The organism is Streptomyces daliensis (genome assembly GCF_054782395.1).
Genome location: NZ_BAAGSO010000099.1, coordinates 85,010 through 107,831, shown reverse-complemented (window position 1 = coordinate 107,831; position 22,822 = coordinate 85,010). Strand labels below are relative to the sequence as shown.

Genomic DNA, 22,822 nt, shown 5'->3' with positions numbered 1-22,822 from the left:
CCCGTCCCGCCTCAGCCGCCGTCGTAGAGCCCGTCCCGCTCCAGCTCCCGCAGCCGTGCGCAGTCCGCTTCGACCTGGGTCGCGTCGTGCGAGCTGAGATAGACGGCCCCGGGGCACGTGGCCAGGTCCACGGTGCGCGGTGCCGGACCGCCTTCGGGCAGGTTCGGCACCAGCGCGGCGAAGGAGGGGAGCGCCCTGACGGGGTCCCAGCGCGCCCCGGAGGGCACAGTTCCGTCGTGCGGGCTGATCAGGTTGACGCACCGCAGATGGGTGCGCGGCCGGTACGGCTCCTGGGAGCCGCCGGAGAACTCCTCCGGGTGGGCGATGGAGAAGGCCAGCCGGTCCACCTGGTCGGTGCCGATGCACCGGGACAGCACGTCCGGCATCTGCCCGCCCCCCAGCCGCGCCCCGCACTCGATGAGCACGGGGCCGTCCTTCGTCAGCATCACCTCGGTGTGCGCGGCGCCGTTGCGGATCTCCAGCGCGTCGAGCACGTCGAGGGTGTAGTCGCCGATCTGGCGGGCCTCGGGGTCGTCGGGCGGCAGCAGGATCTCGTAGTCGTTGATGGAACGCCCACCGGGCACCGGGCGCTTGAAGTAGTGCCAGATCTCGACGATGCGGTGGACGCCGTTCCTGCTGACGGTGTTCACGTAGTGCTCTTCGCCGACGAGGAAGCGCTGGGCCAGTACGGTCCCGTTCCCGCGGCCGTAGCGGTCCGTGCCGCTCAGGATGCGGGCGTGCGCGGCGCGGACGTCGTCGGCCGAGTCGCAGATGAGGACGTTGTCCGTGCCCGCGCTGGCGACCGGCTTGAGGATCACCGGCCACTCGCCGCGGTCGACGGCCCAGGCCACCACCTCGTCGGCCGAGGCGGAGACGAGGCTGTCGGCACTGGCGAGCCCCGCGTCGCGCACGGCCCGCTGCATCTGGAGCTTGTTCCGCCGCGCCTCGGGCCGCCGCATGCCGTTGCCCGGGGTGCCGAGCGCGACGGACAGCTCGTTGGCGAGCAGCACGCCCGACTCGGCAGCCGCCACGACGTGGTCCACGCCGTGCCGCCGCAGTTCCGCCGCCGTCGCCTCCACGTCACCCTTGTGCGCGATATCGACGGAGAAATCCTCGGGACGGTATTCCAGATAGGTGTCCGGGAATTCGGAGCGGACGTGGAGGAATTCGACGCCGTAGCGACGCAGCGCCGCGGGCAGCAGGCGCCCGGCACCATAGGCGTCCACAATGGCACACGTCATCACACAAGCCCTTCCAGCTCAGTTCTCCAGCTCGGTTCTCTAGCTCAGCTCTTCTTTGCTCTGCGCCGGTGACGTTTCGCTCTGTGCCGGTTCCGGTTCTGGTTCCGGTGCCGTCGGGAGCGGTTTCTCTTCCTCCGGTGGTGAAGTCCGCGCGTCGTACCGGCTTCGCGCGAGTGTTCCCGCGCCGACGAGCACGACGATCGCGAAGATTCCCGTCAGCGTGAGCGCCGAAGGCCGCAGCCTGCCGTCCAGGAACTGGAGCAGGAACGTGATGAGGGGGGAGAGGGAGAGCAGGAGCGAGGTGGTGATCGGCTCGGTGTGGCGGATGCCGATCTGGAGCACGTAGATCGGCAGTCCGACGCCGATCACGGCGACGATCAGACCCGGCACGAATCCCGCGCCGAGTTCGGGGTTGTCGCTCAGTGCCGTCATGACCCAGGAGATCGCGATCATCAGGAAGAACCGGATCGCGAGCACCGCCTGCGGACTGTGCCCGGTCTCGCTGAGCCGCTTCATATAGATGATGTTGGCCGTGGACCCGACCCCGCACAGCAGGGCGAAGAGCATGCCCAGCGCGGCCTGGCCCGTGCCCACGTCGCCCACGCCGCTGCGGCCCGTGAAGGAGCCCCAGACCAGCACCCCGAGAACGGCCGAGATGCCCAGCGAGACCCCGATCTCGGCCCCGATCACCGAACTGCCGCGCCGCAGCAGCGGGCCCATCAGCAGGGTGAGCACGGGCCCGAGCGCCACGACGACGATGCTCACCACGGCGGGTTCGAGGTATTTGAGCGAATACAGCATGGAGAGCCATGTCACGGCGGTGGTGACATTGATGGCGGTGACGTCGTAGCTGTGCGTGCGCATCGGCCGGAAGGTGGCGGCGGCGCCCCGGCGGGTGATCTCCAGCCCGAGGAAGAAGACCGCGGCCAGCGAGAAGGAAATGGCCGCCATGGTTTCTGGACTGATGACCTGGAGCTTGTTGCCCCCATAGACGTCCAGTGCGGCGGTCAGAGTGGCGAATCCGAGAATCGGGGCGACGCCACGGCCGATGTGCGAGGTGCGTAAACCAGAAGAAAGTTCAGCCAATTACTGGGTCTCCAATGGAATTTCTACGGCCGGTCCTTGACGGCCGCGCTAATCCGTGCGCGCAAGCCGTCAAGTCCGGTCCAGCAAACCACAGCGGGGTGACCCGCGCAATGCGGTCAAGAGCCCCGTCAGGCGGTCGTGCCGAGTTGTCCCGTGGCCTCCAACTGCTTGGCCGAGGCGAAGTAGTGGGCGCCGGTCTCGTGGTTGTCGAGGTGCTGGTAGAAGCCGCGCAGACCGCGGAACTCGTACACCACTTCCTCGGGATCCGGCGGCACGGTGTCGCCCGCCGCGATCCTGCCCAGCGCCTCCGCCGCGTGGAACGGGAAGGCCACCGGGTCGCTGACGTACTCCTCGCCCTCCACGCGCCAGCCGGCGGGCAGTTCGCTGCCCGGGGGCTGGTAGACGGGGCGCGACCAGTGCTCGAACGTGTAGAGGTGCGCGCCGTACTCCGCCCACTCGGCGGGGAACCTGGGCACGATCTCCTCGGCCCACCAGCGCGCGATCTCCGCCTCCAGCGCCGGATCGCCGTAGAGCATGCGGTGCCCGTTGGCGACGGCGGGGGACTCGGCGAGAACGGGGAACGACGCGCGGAAGGCCGCGACGGAGGGGTGCGAGGAGTCGTCGATCCACCGCATCAGGGACTTGATGACCTGCGTCTGCGTCATCCCTCCCAGCAGCCGCGCCGGGTGCCACAGCCGCTTGAAGAACTGGTTCTCGCCGAGGATGCGGGCGAGATACATGAAGCGCTGCATGCTCAGGTTCTCGGCGAACGTGGAGGAACGGTTCGCCAGCACGTACTCGAAGTCGTCGGACTGGCCGCGCAGGGTGACGAACCCGTGCAGCTCGCGCTGCTCGCTGTAGGCCGTGTTGGGCAGGAGCAGCAGCGGATAGACCGCGATGCGGGGGACCTTCTCCGCGAGCTTGTCGTACCCCTCGAAGAACGACTCCGTCGTCTCGCCAGGCGCTCCCCAGATCAGCTCGACGAAGGACTCCATGCCCTCGTCGGCCAGCCAGTCCGCCAGCTCCTCCCACTGGTTGAGCTTCATGTTGCGGCGCTTCATGTCGGTGAGCGCCTCGTCCGAGAGGGTCTGGAGCGCCAGGGTGAAGGAGCTCTTGAAGCCGCGGTCCCTGAGCGTGCGCACGATGCGGTGGAAGCGCTGGGACTTGTTCTTGGCCCAGTTGGCCTCCAGGGCCGCGGGGAACCCGTACTTCTCGTTGACCCTCAGCAGGTCCTCGGTGAACTCCTCGTCGGCCTCCAGCATGCCGAAGTTGGCGTCGCACAGGAACACGGTGGGCACCTTGTGGAACCCGAAGAGGTCCAGCTCGGCGGCCAGCCGCTCGCGCGAGAAGGAGCGCACGCGCTGCCCCGTGGCGCCTCCCCAGTAGCAGAAGGAGCACTTGTACGGGCAGCCGCGGTTGGTCTCCAGCAGCGCGAATTCATAGGGGAAGTGCCCGTTGTGGTCGAGCAGGGGTATCGCGCCGGTGAGGAAAGGGGACGGAAGAACGTCCAGATCGTCGATACGGGCCCGGTCCTCGGTCGTGGTGAACTCCCCGTCGGGAGTGCGGAACGAGAGACCGGGCGTGCGCGTCAGATCGGGTTCTTTGCGGTCCTTGAGAAGGGCGGTGATGAGGTCGCGGAAGGTCAGCTCGCCCTCGCCGTTCACGATGATGTCCACGGTCGGACACTCGCGGAAGACCTTCTTCGCCTGATGGCTCACATGGTTTCCGCCGAAGACGGTGTGGCCGTCGGGCTTGAGCTGCTTGTGCAGCTCGGCGAGATGGGCGAAGTTGCGGTAGTTCCAGCCGAGTACGGAGAAGGCCAGGACGTCGGGCACGTCGTCCTCGAAAATGGAACGCGCCATGTCGGTTACCGACGAGCCGCCCCGCAGGTTGTGGATGCGAACGTCGACCTCGGGGGATAAGTCGGCGTCGGCGTCCAGCAACGCCTTCAAGTACCCGGCGGCCAGGGGCATGGAATCAATGGGCAGGTCCCAGGCGCTCTGCTGAACCAGGCCAATCTTGAGCATGGTGCTGGTACCTCCGTGTGGGATGAAATAATCCGTGTCAGTCGACCGCGGACTATGTGACGCGGGTTTCGGTGGCCGGATCGAAGTCATAGAGGCTGACCGCCTCGGCGTGCGGCGCCACCAGCGCCGCCAGCTCGCGCTGTGCGTCGGCCAGCACCTCCGGTGGCACGACGGGGGCGACCCCTTCGAGGAGGAGCATGACGTTCCGGGTCCGCTCGGTGACCTTGGTGCTGTCGGCGTCCCGGTGGTTCCAGTGCCGCGTCAGCACATTGCCGCCGTCGGCGTAGACCACTTCGCCGTCGACCGGGGTCTCCCGCTCGTCCGGCTTGCCCAGGGGGACGTGGACGTCGCCGGGGCGCGCGTAGCGCAGGCTGAAGCCCTCGGTGATGCCGTCGAGGTCGTAGCCGCCGGTCGGCAGCATGTAGCGGAGCGACACCAGGTTGCACGTGTCGACCAGCGGCGAGATCCGGGGCACCCGGCCCGACTTGACGAGGCGTCGGCTCAGGGCGTCCACGCTCGGCCGTGTCCTGCGGGGATTCGTGCCGAAGCTGCGCAGCAGGTCGTGCCAGACCGCGATGGCGGGCTCCTCCTGACCGGGGAGGTGCCGGGTGCCGTCGCGCACCTCGGACTCGAAGAGGCTCAGGGCCTCCTCGGTCTCGGGCCACGGCTCCGCGTTCTTCACCCCGAGCACCAGCACGGCCGCCGTCCGGCAGTCGGGGTAGCGCTCGGCGATCTCGGGCGCGACGGTCAGGGTCAGGCCGCGTGTCCGCCCGGCGGCGGTCGTCGCGGCCGGGGCCGGTGCCGTGGTCGGGGCCGTGGTCGGGGCCGTGGCGGAGGCCGCGGTGCTGGTCGTCGTGGTCGCGGCGTCGGTCGGGTGGGTCATCGCATCTTCCTGGGGTGCTCGTGCGTGTGCTCGTGTTCGTGCTTGCGCGTGTGCCGGCAGCCGTACTTGTGCGGCTGCGGGTTCACCTGTGCGTTCGTGGTGATGCCGGTGCTCATCATGGGCCGTGGCGCCGACGAGTGTGTGCCGACGTGGTCGGCGCGGGGGCGATTGCCCAACGGGTGAGGTGTCCACCGGGACACGGAGACGCGGAGCCGTGGAGACACAGCCGTCCGACGGCATGGCTGCTGCCCCTGGTCAGGCGCGGATGGCCGCACTGCGCGTTCCCTTCCCCCGTGTTTCCCCCGTGAGCGCGCCGGTCCGGGCCCAGCCCGGACGGTGGGCCAGGTCTTCCTGCGGCGGCTGTGGCGACGGAAACATCGCCACGGAGCATGGACGCTACGTCCAGGAGGCGGCGGATGCCAGATCTCTGTCGTACTCCGATTGGTCGCCGATCACTTTTGGCCAGACGGGCAAGATCGATAAAGGACCCCGGAGCGCGGTGGGCAGCAGTTGGCGGCGCGATCCGAAATGATCGTTTGAGTGGATGTGACTGTCGTCACACTTGAGATTTTGCAGTTGATTCCCGCACCGGGCGCCGCCACTTTTGGTGAGGCACCGGAAATCACAGCCGAGATGAAGGATGCATGCGAATTGAGCGCGACCGTTACCCCAGAGAACGTCGATTCGATCCTCGATAAGCACATCGCCGAGAACTTCGACGAAGAACGCACCCGGAAGGCGTCCCAGCAGTTTCGGCGCGAAGGGTACGTGAAGGTACGCGACCTGGTTCCTGATGCCGTCTTCGAGGCTTTACAGGAAGAGACCTACCGGCTGATCGATCAGTACGAGAAGCGAATAGACGTCACTCTTCCCGAGACCAGCGATTCGCCGCGCTATATGAGCACGGTGAGCGCTTCGGCAATTGCTGAGGACGGCGTCATCATTCCGGCGGTATACGCCTCGGAATCGCTCAAGGCGGCACTCTCCCGTATCGCGGCCGAGCCTGTCCTCGACTGCCCGTGGGACGGCGAGAAATACGCCATTCTCCACCAGCACAAAAAGGGTGACACGCACGGCTGGCACTGGGGTGACTTCAGCTACGCCATCGTCTGGCTCATCGAGGCGCCGGACCTGAAGTACGGCGGGGCCCTCCAGTGCGTGCCGCACACGGACTGGGACAAGTCCAACCCGCGGGTCATGGACTACCTCCTGGAGAACCCGATCCGCACGTACGGGAACATCACGCGCGACCTGTACTTCTTCCGCACCGACACCACCCTCCACAGGACGATCCCGCTGTCGGAGGACAAGACCCGCATCATCCTCAACACCACGTTCGCCGGAGAGAGGGACCTCAACAAGGAGGTCACTCACGAGACCATGGGTGCGATGTTCGACTAGCGCGCCCGGCTCGACCAGGCCGTTGCTTGCGGCGCGTCGGCCGGGGCCCGTCACAAGGGCCCCGGCCGACGCGCCGGATCGGTGCGATGGCCCGAGCGGTGACCTGAACGGTGACCGAAAGAAGCGGCCCGGGATGTCCAGTTCGGCACATACCCGGTGACCTGCCCGCCTGGCACAGTGAGGCCATGGACGAGAGCGTGGCGCACATCTCCGGGTTCGGGCGTGAGGTCAGGGCCTTCGAGGCCGCCGTGCGGCCGGTCGCCGCGGCCGGTGAGGCGCCCCTGGTGCCGTCCTGCCCGGGCTGGACGGTGACCGACCTGATCGCGCACCTGGGCGCGGTGCACCGCTATGTGCTCCGTCTCCTGCGCGAGAGGGTCCAGGAGGAGCCCGATCCGGCGGATCTGGACTTTCTCGGGCTGCCCGCCGAACGCGAGGGCTGGCCCGTCTCGTTCGAGCAGACCCCGACCCTCGGGCCCGTCCCCGGTTCCCTCGTCGACTGGTTCGCCGAGGGAGCCCTCGCGCTGGAGGCGGAGTTCAGGAAGAGCGACCCGCGGGACCCGGTGTGGACCTGGGCCCCGGAGCACACCGCGGGCTTCTGGATGCGCATCCAGGCCATCGAGGCCGCCGTTCACCGCTGGGACGCGGAGAACGTGGCCGGGGAAGCGCGCCCCTTCGATCCCGCGCTGGCGGCCGACGCCGTGGCCCACACATTCCAGGTCATGGCCCCCGCGCGGCGCGCCTGGGCGCAGGCGCAGCGCGGCGCGGGCGAGCGCTTCCGCTTCCGGCGCACCGACGGCCCCGAGGTGTGGACGGCGCACTTCGACGGCGACGACGTACGGCTCCTCGGTGAGTCGGCGCCCTGGGACGTCGAACTCGCGGGCACGGCCTCCGACCTGATGCTCTTCCTCTGGGAACGGCTTCCGGCCGACCGGCTCGACGGAGTGCGGGGGGACCGCGCCCTGCTCGAACGCTACTTCGCGCTCGTGCCGCCCCGGTGACGCGCGTCCCCTGAGCCCCCGCTCCTGAGCCCCTGTTCCCGAGTCTCGCCCGCGAGTCCTGCCCAACTGTGCGTGCCCGGACGGTGTACGGGGCAAGAGAAGCATGAGGCGGTTGAGGTGGATGAGGCTCGGCTTACGCGGTGACCGGGCGCTTAGTACGCTTAACGGCGCAGGTCAGGGACGGGCGGGGACCGGACAGGTGGAGGTGACTCCCCGTCGGCGCCCGACCCGGACCCGGTCGGGACTCGGACGAGAGCGACGGAACGGAGCGAGCGGACGGAGCACGAGGGCACGGCGCCGACGGGCGCCGCTCCGCGTCTCCCGACACCGTAGGTACTTCAGAGCGGCCCGGTCGCCGACCGGAGCGCGGGACCTGGCAGGGATACGGAGGCGAGTGTGGCTGCGGGCGCGACTTCGGATGCGGCTTCCGGCGACGGGCGGTTCGACGCGCGCTCGGCGCTCCCACCCGCGGCCCGCCCGTACGTGTGGGCAGGGTCGGGGTCGGCAGGCTCGGGCTCCCACGGCCCTCGGCCCGTGCCCCCTCCGTCGCCGCCCGCCCCCGTCCCCGCATCCGGTCCCGCCCCTGTCTCCGGGGCCACCCCCGTCCCCGCATCCGGTCCCGTCCGCGTCGAGGTCACCCGGCGTCCTGACGGGACGTCGACGGCCGCCGTGGACGGCAGGAGCTTCGCCCTGCGGCCGGTGCGGACGGACCACGACAGCCTGTTCGGCGCCGTGCTGTCGGGCGCCTCCGCGCAGGGCATCGCGCCGGAGACATGGCAGCTCGACGTGCCCGCGCTGCGCGACGTCGTACGGGGGCGGCTGTCCGATGGCCGGGAGCCGCGTCCGGGGACCGAGGTGGACGACCCGCGCAGCCCCGTCGACGTCGTCCTGGACGACCTGCGGGAGTGGCACCGGGCGCGGTCGGGCGGGCCTGGCGGTCCGGGCGGACCGGGCGGGGCCGGGACGGCGGGGACCGCGGGGACGGTGCCGGACGAGGCGCGGGAGGCCGAGGCCGAGGTCTGGGACCTCATCGCCGAACGGGTACGCGCGAACGACCGGGAGGTGTGGCGGCACCTCCTCGAAGCGGGCCCCTACCCGCGGCTCGCGCGGATCGCCCCCGACCCGGCCACGGCGAACCGGCTCGGCAACGACGGGCTCGCCGTCGCCGCGGTCGAGCACCCGGATCTGTGGTCGTCGCCGTTCGGCGACCATGTACCGGTCCTGATCGCCCGCACGCTCGGCGTCGAACTCACCGTCGTGTCCGACGGGTCGGGACCGCTCCGCCTGAACGAGGGCGCGCGGGGCGGACGGCTCTACGTCTACTACAACGGGCGGGACCGCTATCAGGCGCTGACGCCGGTCGCCGGGCCCTCGACGCGGAGGTCCGATGGGCGAGGGCTCACGGCGTCGCCGCCGACGGCTCCGGTCACGGCACCTCCGGCCATGACCGCCACGCCCATACCCATGCCTCCGTCCATGCCCGTGCCGCGGCCCACGCCCACGCCGGCCGTGCCCAAAGGGGAGGCCGTACCGGAGCGCGCGGGTGCTGCCGGTGCCTGGGACGCGGCACTCACGGAGTGGCTGGACGCGCTGGACGCGGTGGAGACCGTCAGGGCGCGGGAACCCCGCGCGGCGGCGCGGTGGGACGCGGGCGAGGCGGCCTCCTCGGTGCGCGGGACCGCACGTACCCCGGGGGACGCCGCGCTGCGGGACGCCTACCACCGGCTGGACGTCGCGCGTACGGCAGCGGCCGAGCTGTACGAGGGCGCAACCGGGACCGGCGAAGTCCCGAAGCGGAGGGCCGATATGGCCCCGGCGACGAGACCGGTGCCGACGCCGAGACCAAGACCGAGACCGGCGTCGACGCCGGTTCCGACACCGCTTGAGCGCGGAAGCGGAACAAGCCCCGTTCCTGCTCCTGCTCCGGCACCCACGCCCCCGCCCACGCCCGCTCCGGCCCCCGCTGCCGGGGACCAGGGCCCGCGCACCGTCGAGGCGGAACTCGACAGGACCAGGCAGCCGCGCCTCGTGAAAGGCCCGGCCGCGCTGCCCCCCGGGCCCCCGCCCCGGTCGGTGCGGTTCGCCGACGGCAGTCGGCTGCCCGACTTCCTGCACGCCCATGTGCCGAGCAGGCCCGCCAGTTGGGCGGCGCCGGAGACGGAACGGGAAGCGGAAGCGGCGGCACGCGCGCGGGCTGACTCGAACCCGGCGGGCGGCAGCCCCGTCTTCTTCGCGGGCGGCGAGCTGAGGTTCCGGGGGCGCGAGAGCGTCGCGGACGAGATCGTCGCCGGGCTGCCCGCGCGGGTGGCGGCGGGCTTCGACCGTATGGAACTGGTGCGCAGGCTCGGCACGGAAGCGGCGTCCTTCACCGCTTCCGGCGGCTCCCGCTTCGTCATGCGCGCCCGCTCCGGTGAGGCGTACGAGGTGGCGGTGGAGGCCGTCCCGTACCACCGCTGGCAGCGGTTCACCGACGGCGCCTCGCAGGAGACCAGGCTCGACCAGCACCAGCGCGCGCAGGCGAACACGGGCGGCGGCAAGTCGTTCGGCTCGCCCTGGCGGATCCCGCTGACGTTCAGCCTGGGGCCGCCGAACGACTGGCTGGTGAAGTTCGGTCTCGCCGTCGGGCGGGACCACAAGTCCGGGTACTACACCTCGAACCAGGGGCTGAGCCATACCGAGGTCCGGTACGCCGAGGGTTCGCACCTGCACCTGGACGACGTGTACTTCCGCGTCCGCGTCGCGCACCTGACGCAGGCCCCCAAGGGGTCCCGCGCCACCCCGCCCGCGCCGGGCGCCCCGTCCGACGCACGGCCGGAGACCGGCACGGGCACGTCGGAGACCGGTACGTCCGCCGCCCGTACGCCCGTCGCCGACGCGCCCGCCTGGATACGGACCCCGGTCGCCGACACCGGCTTCGCCGTGCGCGACGGGCTGTCCTGGCGGCTGCCCGACAGCCTCACCGCCCCGGGACGGCGCGGCCACGCGCCCGCCGTCATCGACTTCCGCGCCACCGACGACACACACGACGCCCACGACGCCCACAGCACCCCGCGTCCCGCCACCGACGGCTACGTCGTCTCCCACCGCGAGGGCATGCTGCTGCTGGACCGCCCCGAGGAGTGGGCGCTCGCGAAGTTCGGCGTACGGCCCGGCAGTTCGGCGCACCGTTCGCTGACCGGTTTCCTTCGCCCCGCGCGGCTGGAGACGCTGCTGCCGCGCCTCTCAGGACGGGTGACAGGACCCGAGCTGACGCGCGGATGGCGCCGTACGCCGCTCGGCCATCTCGTCCTCGACCGACTGGAGAACACCCGGGCCACCCTGGTCACGGAGGCCACGAAGGTGGACCTGCGCGACCTCGTACAGACCGGCAGGCAGAACGAGCGCTCCAGCGGCCGGGAGACGAACCTCGCCGTCTATCTGACCGCGGGACCGAACTACGACTTCGTCAACCTCGGCACGGACGTGCGGGTGCAGGGCGGCCCGTACGGGCGGCTGGACGCGGCGCTGGAGCGCAGCCACTACGTCGGCAGCACGGTCACCAGGAGGCTGGCCGGACGGGTCAAGGCCGGTACGCCGGTCGCGCTCTACCGGGTGGAGAAGACGCTGCACCTGCGCAGGTCGGGCGAGCCCTCCTCCGAGGCGCGGCCGTTCCGCGTCGTCACGCTGGACTGGATGAGCGAGGCCGAGGCGCGGCGGCTGCGCGGCTGGGACGACGGCAGCAGGTTGCGGACCGAGGCGCCGTCGGCGCCCGAGTACCTCACGCGCAACCACCCCCGGCACCTCGGCCAGACGCGCGCCGAGCGCTTCACCCCCGCGATCCAGACCCCGCAGCCCCCCGGGCAACCTCCCGCGCAGCCTTCAGCGCAGTTGTCCGCGCAACCGCCCGGTGCGGGGCGCGCGGTGATGGACACATACGTGGACTCCGTCATGGCGTCGCTCCAGCGCGCTTACCCCGAGCTGATCGCGGCGAGTTGGGAGGAGGGCGCCCGAGGGTCGTGGCTCTCCCAGGTGATGCGGGGCCGCCGTGCGTCGGAGGCGGCGCTCGGCAACCGTCGCCATGTCCGCGAGGCGCTCGCCAACACCCGTCAGGTCATGGAGGGTTCGGACCGGCACACCCTCGAACAGAGCCTGGAGATGCTGTCGACGACGGGCGTACGGATCGAGCTGGAGGACCCGCACACCTTCCGCCGGGGCCACCTCTCCGTCGCGCTCACGGCCAAGCTGACGGGGCGGCGCTACGAAGGCACCTCGTACGACCGGACCCTGCGCACCTCCGTGATGACGAGCGAGCGGGGCGAGCAGTCGACGCAGGCCACGATCGCCGCGGCGGCCGGAGCCGAGGTCGGCATCTCGCCGCGCTCCCACGACAAGTCGGAAGTGACCGGCTGGCCCGGCCGCATCGGCACCATCGGGATCGGCCTCCGGGCCGGGGGCCAGATCCAGCGCAGCACCCAGTCGGGTGTGGTGCTGCACGGTGAGAGCGTCAGCGCCTCCACCGGGCCCTCGCACCTCTACGGCTACGACGTGTCGCTCGGCGCCACCGTCGAGGGCTACCGTCGGCCCCGCGCTTGGGCCCGGCTGATGTCGCTGGGGGTGCTCGGCATGGGCTTCGCCGTCTCGCCCGTGGAGAGCAGGCGGCTGCTGGAGGCCGGTGAGGAGACGCTGGGCCACGTCGTGCTGGCCGCGCCCTCCGCGCACAGCGCCCCGCGCTCCCCGGCGAATGCCCGTGTGCGGGGCCGGGCGCCGACCGGGGCATCCGAGGCCGGGGACGCCCGGGACGCCCGGGACACCCGGGACACCAGGGACGCCAGGGACGCCAAGGCGCGGACGACGGCTCCGGCGAAGCCCGCTTCGGCGACGGGCGTCCCGGCGACGGGCGTTCAGGCAACCGGCGTCCCGGCGACGGCCGCCCCGGCGCGTACCGCGCCCAAGGAGGCCGAGCACCTGACGCCCGACGAGGCGGAACGCCTCGTGGACCGCCCCTGGTCCGTGCCCAGGAACGAGACCGCGGAGGCGGCCCGTATCCGCGAGCTGATGAGCCGTCCGGTCGCGGTCGCCTCAGCGCACGGCGGCAGGCTCAGGGAGAAACTCGGCCTGGAGGCGGCCGACGAGGCCACCGGCGGCTCCTGGCACACCGCCACCCCGGCGGCTCCGCTGCGCACGGCGCTGGGCCGGGCGCTGACCGACAACACCGTCACCGGGCATCTGGGCCAGGTGCTCGGCCGCTGGGGCATGCGCCTGACCGCGCTCAACGCGAGCGGCCCGTACCAGAGTCACTACCTCAAGGCGGCCGTGCACGGTGAGGTCACGGACCCCGTCGTCGTCGGAGACCCCGAACGGCACGGCACCGAGCTGACGACGGGCGCCGAGCGCCGGATCATCGGTGCGGCGGCGCGGTCGACGCGCGTCACAGGGGGTCTCCAGGGCGCCTACATGCACCAGCACGACGACGGCCACGGACCCGTGTTCGGCTCGTACTCCTCGGCCGCGCAGATCAGCGCGGGCCGCACCGTCACGCGCTCGCTGACGCAGAGCGCGGGCCGGGACACGGTGCTGTCGCCCTCAGGCCGCATGTACCTCGTGAGCGCGGACGTGGAGGAGCGCGTCGCGGTACGAGCCCACTGGAGCGCGGCCTTCGGGCTGTTGGGGACGCGTTCCGTCGACGCGCTGCGCCGTACGAAGGACCGAGTGTGGCGCGGCGCCGAGCGGCTGCGGGGCACCTCGCACGACGCCCCGGCCGCCTCTCCGCCCGACCCGGGGGCGTCGCTCCGCACGCCGCACGCCGCAGGCCGTAAGCACCGGGTGGCGGACGGCGTGCTCATCGAGGTCCCCATGCCGGACGCGATCGAGACCGGCCTCGCGCCCGACGGGCTCCCGGCGACGACGCCCCAGTACACGGCCGGCGGTTACCGGCTGCCCGGATGGGCGCAGGGGAACCGTTTCTTCTCGCACCCGCTGGGCCGCCTCGACGCGAGCCCGGTGGCCGAGCGGCTGCTGCCGAGGCTGCGGAGCCTCGGCGTGCGGTCCGACGACAGGGACGCCGTCCTCCAGGCACTGGGCCCCGACGCGCTCAACGGCCAGTTGATCGAGCTGACGGGGGAAGGCGTCACGGTGCCGGTGCGGGCGCACGGCAGCCAGGCCCGCTTCCTGCGTCATCTGCACCTCGGCGCGCGGCAGTTGAACGTGCGCGTCAAGCTGACGCCGCGCCGTACGACCGTGCGGCGGGTGCGTACGGGCTGCGAGTTCGAGGACTACCGCACGCGCGGTGTCTCCGGCGAGGTGTCCGTCGCCCGGGACACCGTGCGGGACCTGGGCGCCGGTGTCGCCCAGAGCGCGTTCGCCGGGCGCGGCGAACTGGCCGCGATGGGGCCGAGCCTGGCGGAGAACACCTCGTCCGCACAGCAGAACAAGACCAGCGAGGGCACCTCGTCGCTGCGCATGCCGAACATCGCGACCACGCAGGGGCACGGCGAGGTCATCACCGAGTACGACCTGACGGTGACCGTCGAGGAGGCCGGCAAGGACGCGCGCCCCGAGACGTTCACGAGCCCCGTGGGCGAGCTGCGCGAACTGATGCCCCTGAGCGTGCTGCGCCCCGAGACCCGCAGGGGAGCCCGCGGGGCCGCCGGGGCGCTCGGAACCAAGGGCAGGCCCGACGCCGGTACCGAGACCGGCACCGACACCGGCTCCGGTACCAGCACCGCCACTGCCACGAAGGCCGACGCCGTGCGGCAGGGGCTGCCCGAGAACGTCCCGTCGCCCCCGGAGGCGATACGGGTCTGGCGCGCCCAGGACGCGCGCGCGGGCGGGCCCGAGGCGTGGCGCCGTCGCGGCACGCACGACGGCGGTCTCAGCACCCCGCCGGAGACCGGGTTCCTCGCGGTGAGCGTGCTCGGCGCGGGCCAGGTGCGCGACGCGCTCACCCTCGCCGCCGGGCAGTCATACGGCGTCGGGGCCCGTACGGCGGGCGAGTTGAGCGGCGACGGCCTCCGGCAGGCGCTGGCAGTGGCCCGTCACACCCCGCTCACCCACCTCGGCGCGCAGACCGCGCACGCGATGGAGGAGGCCACGGGCCAGACCGGGCTGACCGCCTTCCTGCCCCACGCGCTGCGGCCCGAGGGCCACCAACTGCCCGGCATCGCCGCGCCCCGGCTGCTGGGCGAGTCCGCACGGGCCGACATCCGCCTGTACGCGCGTCCCGATGTGCGCAAGGCCGTCCTGCTCACCGTCGAGAACGCCCCGCGCATGGAGGGGATGCGGCGCGACACCGAGAGCGGCGGCCAGGACGTGTCCCATTCGGGCGCGCACGAGGGCCAGTTCGGCACCACCCCGTTCCTCAGCACCACACCCGCCGGCACCGTCGTGCCCGGCGCCACCGGAACCGGCTACGCCGCGCCCGACGGCGCCGTCAGCAAGGGCGGCCTGGACACCACGCGCGGTGGGTCCCACAAGGTCGAGGCGCCGCGCGCCATGCTGTTCGCGCTGCCGGTCAGTTGGCTCGCGGTGGCCGACGTGCACCGCACCCTGCACGACAACGCCGCCACGGGTGCCGTACGCGACACCTTCGGCGGCGCCCCGCGCGGGCCGCGCGGCGCTGAGACCGAAACCGTGGTGCTGGCCTGGGTCCGCGAGGACATCGCCACGCGGATGGGGCTGATCAACAGCGACACGTTCCCCAAGGAGGCGGGCGACGCGTGGAACACGCTCGGAAAGGCGTACGGCGCGCTCTCCCACGCCGACGACGCGTACTACACCGCGCGCGCCGCCGTCCGTCACGCGTGGCTCGAACTGCCCGAGAGCGCGCGTCAGGAGGCCCGCCGGGCAGGGGAGACCGGTGACTTCACCCGCTCGGAGAAGGACGGCCCGGCGCTCGCCGAGTGGAAGCGCGCCGCGGCCGAGACGGCGCTGTGGCACGGCCGCGCCGACGAGGCGGCGGCCGACGTGCACAGGCTGCGGACCGAGGCGGAGCGGCTGACGGCCTGGTACCGCCTCCCCGCCCACGACCGCGCCCCCGCGCCGGTGCGCGGCCCCGACGTCAGCGCCTCCCTGGAGGCGAAGGCCGCGGAGGTGAAGGCCCAGGGCGTGAAGGCCCAGGGCGTTCCGGAACCGGCCCCCGAAGCGGCGCCCGCACGGGGAAGTTGGGGTGCCCGCGTGCCGAAGCCAGAGGTGCCCGCCTACGAAGTGCCCGCGTGGCTGCCGCAGCCGCCGCCCGCGTACAAGGTGGACACCCCTGACAAGGACGCGGACAAAAACGCGCCCACCACCCTGACCGCACCCAACGGCGGGCCCCGCTACACGGTGCACGACGTACCGCACGACGGCTCCTCCCTGCTCCACGCGCTGGCCTACGGCGCGGACCGGCTCGGCCTGCTGGACCGGCTGCTGCCGCCCGGCGCGCGGCCGGAGGCCACGGGGGGCGCGGTACGCGCTGACGCGGTGCGGCAGCGGCTGGCCGAGGCGCTCGACGAGCCCCGTAACGCCGACCTCGCCGCCATGGCCGCGCTCGACCCGGACGACACCTACACCCCGGCCGACCTCACCCGCAGCGGCGTCACGCTGCGAGGGGAGGCGGAGCGGGAGGAGTTCGCGGAGACGGGCAACCTGCCGCGCGGCACCTCGCCGACCGCCGGGCAGCGCCTCGCGCTCATCCACCGCCTGCTGAACCGCCCGGCCGTCGAGGAGCGCGCCTCATGGGACCACGACGCCGCCGACCTGATGCCCGCGCTGGGGGCGCGGGTCCTGGGCGTTCCGGTGACCGTCGTGACGAAGGACGGCGCGGCCCTGCGCTTCCCGCCCTCGGCGCCGGACGAGGGCCAGGACGACAAGGGCGCCAAGGACGCGAAGGACGCCAGGGGTGCGAAGGACGTGCCCGAGGACGCGGCGGCCAAGGCGCCCGGCGTGCTGCTCCATCTGTCCGACGACCACTTCCGTATCGCCCTTCCCGAGGGCGAGCGGTTCACCGGCCTGGTGACGGCGACAACGATGGCATCAGCGAAGCCGACGGGCCACGGGCACGGACAGGCCACCGGAGCCGACCTCGGAACAAGCCCCGCACCCGCTCCCGCCTCCGCATCCGCGCCGGTCGCGAGCCCCGTCGGCGGCGCCGTCCCCCAGCGTCGGCCGCACGCGGCGGTCGTCGCAGGGACCAGCCCCGTCGCCGCGGCTGTTCCGCCCGCCACCGCGACCGTGCCGCCCGCCACCGTCGCCGTGCAGCGGCCGGGCCCCGGCCACGGGCCGCCCTCACCCGGGCGGCGGTCACGGCGCTGACGAGGACCGGACCGGACGCGCCGTCACGCCGTGCGGCGCTCCACGTCGCCGCCGGGGCCGGGCCCGGCGGCGGACCCGGGTCAGGCGGCGCGCACTATCTCGCGGCGGACGGCCGCCTGCCACGTCGAGCGCAGGCGGTCCAGCTCGGCCAGTGCCGAGGGGGTCCAGGAGGTGCGTCCGGAGGCGAAGGCGCGCAGCGCGGCGTTCGCCTCGGCGGCGGAGGGCAAGGGGGGATTCGGGGACAGGGCGGCCGACTCCGGTACAGGGTCGGGTGAAGTGGGCATGGTTGAACTCTAGGTCCCGGCACTGACAACAGCCGATTCCATTTTCGTGCCGCAGCCATATGACCGAGAGCCCTGTTCGACCCGTCAGGCGGCTTCGTACACCGGGGAGTCGGGCGCGCGGGGGCGCGCGGAGACCGTCGCGAACGGACGCCTGAAGGCGGCTCACGGGGGCGACGCCGTTCATCCTCGCTGGTGACAGCCCATGTGAGCGCTGTACGTGCTGCGGGTGACGCTTTCACGGGAGTGAAGCCGCGTCGGCCGCGCGCCCGGAGCCGCGCGCGAGGGACCGCGCGGCGGCCGGGAGCGCGCGTGAGGAACGTCACCGTTTCGCATCCCCGATCGGGCGACTCCGTACGCGGTCCGCGATCCGCTACCGGATGGTCTCGTTCCGGCCGGCTGCTCGCCCCGTCGCGCGTCCTGCCATCCGTCCTGCCACCCGTTCGGCCCAACGCGCGGCCACCGGCGCGTACTGACGGCGGTTCGGGTGCGACGCGCGAGGTCACAGCGTCGCCGGGGCCCACGGGCACCGCGGGTACGGACCAACTCCCGTCATGCGGCACACTGTTGCCGCCCAGGGGGCGCGCTCCCATGGCCCGCGCGCCGGTGTACGTACCCGGCGAGCAGACCCGAAGAGCGTGCTCGCACGGCCCCCTTGTCGTCCTGTCATCGAACCGACCGATGGACCGACCGATGGAGAAGGCGCAGTGACCCCGACGCCCGAGATCGACACGAGCACCCCGCACTCAGCGCGCGTCTACGACTACTGGCTGAACGGCAAGAACAACTACGAGGCCGACGCCGAGGCGGCCCGCAGGGTCTCCGAGATCTGGCCCACCGTCCGCGTCGGCGCGCAGCTCAACCGCGCCTTCATGCACCGCGCGACCCGCTGGCTGGCCGCGGAGGCCGGAATCCGCCAGTTCCTGGACGTCGGCACCGGCATCCCCACCGAGCCCAACCTCCACCAGGTCGCCCAGTCCGTAGCGCCGGAGGCACGCGTCCTCTACGCGGACAACGACCCCATCGTGCTCCAGTACGCGCAGGCACTGCTGCACAGCGCCCCCGAGGGCCGTACGGCCTACCTCCACGCCGACGTGACCCGCCCGCAGGACATCCTGGAGTCGCCCGAGCTGCGGGAGACCCTCGACCTGGGCGAGCCCGTCGCCCTCTCGCTCATCGCGCTGCTCCATCTGATCAGCGACGAGCGCGGCGCGTACGAGATCGTCCGCACCCTCGTGGACGCGCTGCCCTCGGGCAGCTACGTCATGCTGACGCACGCCACCGACGACCTCGACCCGGAACTCATGGCACGGGTCGCGACGTTCTACGAGTCGTCCGTCACGGGCGGCGGCCAGCTGCGGTCGAAGGAGGGCGTCCTGCGCTTCTTCGACGGCCTGGAGCTGGTCGAACCCGGCCTGGTGGTGGCCCACAGGTGGCGCCCCGAGCTGAATCTGACGGACGATGCGTACAAGCCCCGTGCGGTGGCCGAGGACGGGGAAGCGGACGAGCCGGAGGAGGCCGTGGTGCCGGAACGAGAGGTCAGCGACGCCGAGCTGTCCGTGTACGGAGGAGTCGCACGCAAGCCATGAGCTCCGCACCCGCCGAAAGACCGCCCCGCGCCACAGGACGGTGGCGGCTGCTGCCCGACGCCTTCGGTGCCGCGCCCTACGGGGAGCGCTGGGAGCGCGTCCAGCGCTCGCCGCAGTTCCGCGACGGCCAGTTCCGCAACGAGCAGCCCGCCAGGACCATGTCCCCGGGCGCCCTGGTGCCCCTGCTGCGGGAATCGCTGCGCCGTGAGACCCGGCTGCGCAGGTCACCGGCGCAGGCCCCGCCGCTGGTGCGCCCCGCCTTCGCCGAGCGCGACGAGGCGCCGGGCACGGGGCTCCGGGTGACCTGGCTGGGGCACGCCTCCGTCCTCGTGGAGATCGACGGCCACCGGGTGCTCTTCGACCCCGTGTGGGGCGAGCGCTGCTCCCCCTTCGCCTTCGCGGGGCCGCGCAGGTTCCATCCGATGCCGGTGCCGCTGTCCGAGGTCGGGCCGCTGGACGCCGTGGTGATCTCCCACGACCACTACGACCACCTGGACCTGCCGACCATCCGCGCGCTGGCCCGTACGGGGACGGTGTTCGCCGTGCCGCTCGGGGTCGGGGCGCATCTGGAGCACTGGGGCGTGCCCGAAGCGCGGCTGCGCGAGCTGGACTGGCACGAGTCGGCGCACGTCGGCGGCCTCACCCTGACGGCCACCCCGGGGCGGCACTTCTGCGGCCGGGGCCTGAGCCGCCGCGCGCTGACGCTGTGGGCGTCGTGGGTGGTCTCCGGGCCCGTGCACCGCGTCTTCCACAGCGGCGACACCGGCTATTTCCCGGGCTTCGCGAAGATCGGCGCCGAGTACGGCCCGTTCGACGCGACGATGATCCAGATCGGCGCCTACAGCGAGCACTGGCCCGACATCCATATGACGCCCGAGGAGGGCGTCACCGCGCACCTGGACCTCGCGGGCCCCGCTGCCTCGCAGCCGGGCGCCGGGATCGGCCCCGGGCACGGCGTGCTGCTCCCCATCCACTGGGGCACCTTCAACCTCGCCCCGCACCCGTGGGAGGAGCCCGTCGAGCGGACGGTCGCCGCGGCGGAGGAGTCGGGCGTGCGCGTGGCGGTGCCCAGACCGGGCGAGTCCTACGAGCCCGCGGGCGCCCTGCCCGCGGCCCCCTGGTGGAAGGCGCTGGCCAGACGCCCCGAGCCCCTGGCGACGGGCCCCGTCCCCGAGGGCGGCAGGTCGGGCACCATGGAGGGGTTGGGTTCCGGCGGCTGAGGAGAGCGGTGGCTGAGGAGACGGAGATCCGGTCCGCGGCGGATGCGGCGGCGCACGCCGGCATCCAGGCGTTCGGGGTGCTCCTGGACACGGCGGCGCTGATGGAACGGCTCTTCGGCAGCCGCCTCCAGGAGGAGTGCGGCATCACCCACTCGATGTTCGAGGTGCTGCTGCACCTCGCCGACAGTCCCGAGGGGGCGCGCATGAGCCGCCTCTCCCAGGACCTGATCCTCACCAGCGGCGGCGCCACCCGGCTGGTCGACAGGATGGTCGGCGCCGCCCTCGTGCGGCGTACGCGCTCCGCCGACGACGGGCGCGTGCAGACCGTCGTCATGACCGAGGAGGGCGAGCGCGTCCTCATACGCGCGGCCCGCCTCCACGCCCAGCAGCTCGACGAGCACTTCTACGGGCCGCTCTCCGGCAGCCAGGCGGCCGTGATGACCGCCGCGCTGGACCGCCTCGGACAGCACGCCCGCACGGTCCTCCCCACCTTGCGCTGATCCACTCTGCGCCGACTCGCCCGCGCCGCGCTCTTCCCCTGTCCGTCTTCCGCGCCGAGAGCGCCGAGCGGCTTGTAGTAACCGCACAGTTCTCCCACCGTGAATCGGTGCGCGCGCTCGACCGTGCGGAACGCCGTGACCTGGCACTGTGGCCATCAAGTGAGGCGGATCGGGCCCATCGGACCCGGTCCCGCCTTGTGTGCTCTCTATGGATCGATGGAGGAAACGTGACGGATCACCACGGCGACGTACTCGTGACCGGCATGGGCGCGATCACGCCCCTCGGTGCCGATGTGGAAGCGTCCTGGTCGGCGATGCTGGCGGGCGCGTCCGGCGTCACCGCGCTGGAGGAGGAGTGGGCCGAGCGGCTGACGGTCGGTGTCGCCGCGGGGCTGCCCGTCGACCCGGCGTCGCTGATGAGCCGCGTCGAGGCCAGGAAGCTGGACCGCTGCGAGCAGATCGCCATGATCGGTTCCCGGGAGGCGTGGCGCGACGCGGGCAGCCCGGAGGTCGCGCCCGAGCGGCTGGCCGTGGTCCTCGGCACCGGAACCGGAGGCGTCCTCTCCACGCTCGGCCAGGACGACCTGTTCGAGGAGTCGGGCGGACGGCGGCTCTCCCCGTACGCCGTGCCCATGCTCATGCCCAACGGGCCCGCGGCCTGGGTCAGCATGGAGCTGGGGGCGCGGGGAGGCGCCCGGACGCCGGTCAGTGCGTGCGCCTCGGGCGCCGAGGCCCTCGCGATGGGGCTGGACCTCATCCGCGCGGGCCGGGCCGACGTGGTCGTCGCGGGCGGCGTCGAGGCGTGCCTGCACCCCTTCACCCTGGCAGCGTTCGCGCAGATGAAGGCGCTCTCCCCGCGCACCGAAGAACCGGCCGCCGTCTCCCGCCCGTTCGACGTGGACCGCAGCGGCTTCGTGATGGCCGAGGGCGCGGGCGTCGTGGTGCTGGAGCGCGCGGACTTCGCCCGCGCCCGTGGCGCCCGTGTCCACGGCGCGCTGGCCGGGGCGAGCGTCACGTCGAGCGCGCACCACATCACGGCCTCCGACGCGGACGGCCAGATCGTCGCCATCGAGGACGCGCTGCGCTCGGCCGGTCTCGCGCCGGGGGACCTCGACCACGTCCACGCCCATGCCACGTCGACGGAGTCGGGGGACCTGGCGGAGGCGGAGGCGGTGCGCCGCGCGGTCGGCGACCACGTGGCGGTCACCGCCACGAAGTCCATGACCGGGCACATGCTGGGCGCCTCGGGCGCCGTCGCGGCCATCGCCGCGCTGCTGACGCTGCGCGAAGGGCGCCTCCCCGCCGTCCGCAACCTCGACGACCCAGACCCGGCCGTCGGCCTCGACGTGGTGCGCGGCGAGAACCGTGCCGGAGACTGGCGGGCCGGGCTCGTCAACGCCTTCGGGTTCGGCGGACACAACGTCAGCCTGGTGCTGACGGGGTCGCGCGGCTGACTCCGTAGGGGCCCCGTAGGCGCCCGCCCGGTACGGGCGGCACCCGGCTCCGGTCCCGGCCCCGGGGAAGAAAGTTTCCGGCAGCGGAAATACCTGAGCGCGCAGATAATGTTGCCCGTTCGGATGCCCCGCATCCCGACACCTCACACCCCGGAAACCCCGGAACACCGGTGAACACCGGAAACCTCGAAACGGAGCCCTCTCATGAAGATCCTGCTGTTCGGCGCCACCGGCATGGTCGGCAGCCGCATCGCGGCCGAGGCCCTTCGGCGCGGTCACGAGGTCACCGCCGTCAGCCGCTCGGGCAAGACTCCCGCGTCCGGCGAGGAGGGCGGGCTGACGGCCGTCGCCGCCGACGCGTCCGACGCGGGCACCGTGACCCGCCTGGCCGAGGGACACGACGCGGTGGCCTCGGCCCTCGCGCCGCCCCGCGACGGCAGCGCCCCGGCCGAGCCGTTCCTCGCGGACAACCGCGCCCTGATCGAGGGCGTACGGAACTCGGGCGTGCGCCGCCTCGTCGTGGTCGGCGGCGCGGGCAGCCTGGAGGTGGCGCCCGGTACGGAGCTGGTGGACACCCCCGGCTTCCCCGACGCCTACAAGGGCGAGGCCCTGGCCCACCGCGAGGTGCTCGCCCTCTACCGCTCCGTCGAGGACCTCGACTGGACCTACGTCTCCCCGGCGCCCGAGATCGGCCCCGGCGAGCGCACCGGCACCTACCGGCTCGGCGGCGACCAGCTCCTCGAAGGCGGCGAGCGCATCAGCGCCGAGGACTACGCGGTCGCCTTCCTCGACGAACTGGAGAAGGACGCGCACCCGCGCACCCGCGTCTCGGCCGCGAACTGACCCGCACGGCCGCATCCGCCGCACCCCTACCA

At 72.6% G+C, this 22,822-nt stretch carries 13 protein-coding genes; 8 read left to right on the top strand and 5 right to left on the bottom strand.

Annotated features, from left to right (window positions below; genetic code table 11):
- Positions 1 to 11 precede the first annotated feature (11 nt).
- From ACYVOO_RS26785 to ACYVOO_RS26770, 4 genes are all read right to left on the bottom strand, one after another.
- The gene (locus ACYVOO_RS26785; RefSeq protein ID WP_461018264.1) at positions 12 to 1,241 is read right to left on the bottom strand and encodes an ATP-grasp domain-containing protein; all 1,230 of its coding nucleotides are present in this window, start codon (positions 1,239 to 1,241) and stop codon (positions 12 to 14) included.
- A gap of 39 nt (positions 1,242 to 1,280) precedes the next feature.
- Positions 1,281 to 2,327: an EamA family transporter gene (locus ACYVOO_RS26780; protein WP_461018263.1), complete on the bottom strand. Its 1,047-nt coding sequence runs from the start codon at positions 2,325 to 2,327 to the stop codon at positions 1,281 to 1,283.
- Between the two features lie 128 nt (positions 2,328 to 2,455).
- A complete protein-coding gene (locus tag ACYVOO_RS26775; RefSeq protein WP_461018262.1) occupies positions 2,456 to 4,354 on the bottom strand; it encodes a KedN5 family methylcobalamin-dependent radical SAM C-methyltransferase in 1,899 nt (632 codons plus the stop codon).
- Between the two features lie 52 nt (positions 4,355 to 4,406).
- On the bottom strand, positions 4,407 to 5,237 hold the full coding sequence (locus ACYVOO_RS26770) for a B3/B4 domain-containing protein (protein WP_461018261.1): 831 nt from the start codon (positions 5,235 to 5,237) through the stop codon (positions 4,407 to 4,409).
- A gap of 633 nt (positions 5,238 to 5,870) precedes the next feature.
- Here ACYVOO_RS26770 and ACYVOO_RS26765 point away from each other — a divergent pair.
- The 3 genes from ACYVOO_RS26765 (at position 5,871) to ACYVOO_RS26755 (ending at position 16,903) form a co-directional block, all read left to right on the top strand.
- Complete coding sequence (locus ACYVOO_RS26765; RefSeq protein WP_461018277.1) at positions 5,871 to 6,638, top strand: HalD/BesD family halogenase; 768 nt, start codon at positions 5,871 to 5,873, stop codon at positions 6,636 to 6,638.
- 185 nt (positions 6,639 to 6,823) lie between these two features.
- The gene (locus ACYVOO_RS26760; RefSeq protein ID WP_461018260.1) at positions 6,824 to 7,636 is read left to right on the top strand and encodes a maleylpyruvate isomerase family mycothiol-dependent enzyme; all 813 of its coding nucleotides are present in this window, start codon (positions 6,824 to 6,826) and stop codon (positions 7,634 to 7,636) included.
- Between the two features lie 669 nt (positions 7,637 to 8,305).
- Positions 8,306 to 16,903: a hypothetical protein gene (locus ACYVOO_RS26755; protein WP_461018259.1), complete on the top strand. Its 8,598-nt coding sequence runs from the start codon at positions 8,306 to 8,308 to the stop codon at positions 16,901 to 16,903.
- Positions 16,904 to 16,983: 80 nt separating this feature from the next.
- On the opposite strand, the gene ACYVOO_RS26750 is transcribed toward ACYVOO_RS26755, so the two are convergent.
- The gene (locus ACYVOO_RS26750) at positions 16,984 to 17,187 is read right to left on the bottom strand and encodes a hypothetical protein (RefSeq protein ID WP_453347800.1); all 204 of its coding nucleotides are present in this window, start codon (positions 17,185 to 17,187) and stop codon (positions 16,984 to 16,986) included.
- A gap of 704 nt (positions 17,188 to 17,891) precedes the next feature.
- Here ACYVOO_RS26750 and ACYVOO_RS26745 point away from each other — a divergent pair.
- The 5 genes from ACYVOO_RS26745 (at position 17,892) to ACYVOO_RS26725 (ending at position 22,790) form a co-directional block, all read left to right on the top strand.
- Positions 17,892 to 18,773 (top strand): SAM-dependent methyltransferase, encoded by an 882-nt coding sequence (locus ACYVOO_RS26745; RefSeq protein WP_461018258.1) that lies wholly within the window; start codon positions 17,892 to 17,894, stop codon positions 18,771 to 18,773.
- The gene (locus tag ACYVOO_RS26740) at positions 18,770 to 19,993 is read left to right on the top strand and encodes an MBL fold metallo-hydrolase (protein ID WP_461018257.1); all 1,224 of its coding nucleotides are present in this window, start codon (positions 18,770 to 18,772) and stop codon (positions 19,991 to 19,993) included. The genes ACYVOO_RS26745 and ACYVOO_RS26740 overlap by 4 nt, the downstream gene beginning before the upstream one ends.
- 8 nt (positions 19,994 to 20,001) lie before the next feature.
- Positions 20,002 to 20,493, top strand: a complete 492-nt coding sequence (locus ACYVOO_RS26735) for a MarR family winged helix-turn-helix transcriptional regulator (protein ID WP_461018256.1) — start codon at positions 20,002 to 20,004, stop codon at positions 20,491 to 20,493.
- A gap of 227 nt (positions 20,494 to 20,720) precedes the next feature.
- Entirely contained in the window at positions 20,721 to 21,947 is a 1,227-nt protein-coding gene (locus tag ACYVOO_RS26730) for a beta-ketoacyl-[acyl-carrier-protein] synthase family protein (RefSeq protein ID WP_461018255.1), read from the top strand.
- 204 nt (positions 21,948 to 22,151) lie between these two features.
- Positions 22,152 to 22,790 (top strand): NAD(P)-dependent oxidoreductase, encoded by a 639-nt coding sequence (locus ACYVOO_RS26725; protein WP_461018254.1) that lies wholly within the window; start codon positions 22,152 to 22,154, stop codon positions 22,788 to 22,790.
- Positions 22,791 to 22,822 lie beyond the last annotated feature (32 nt).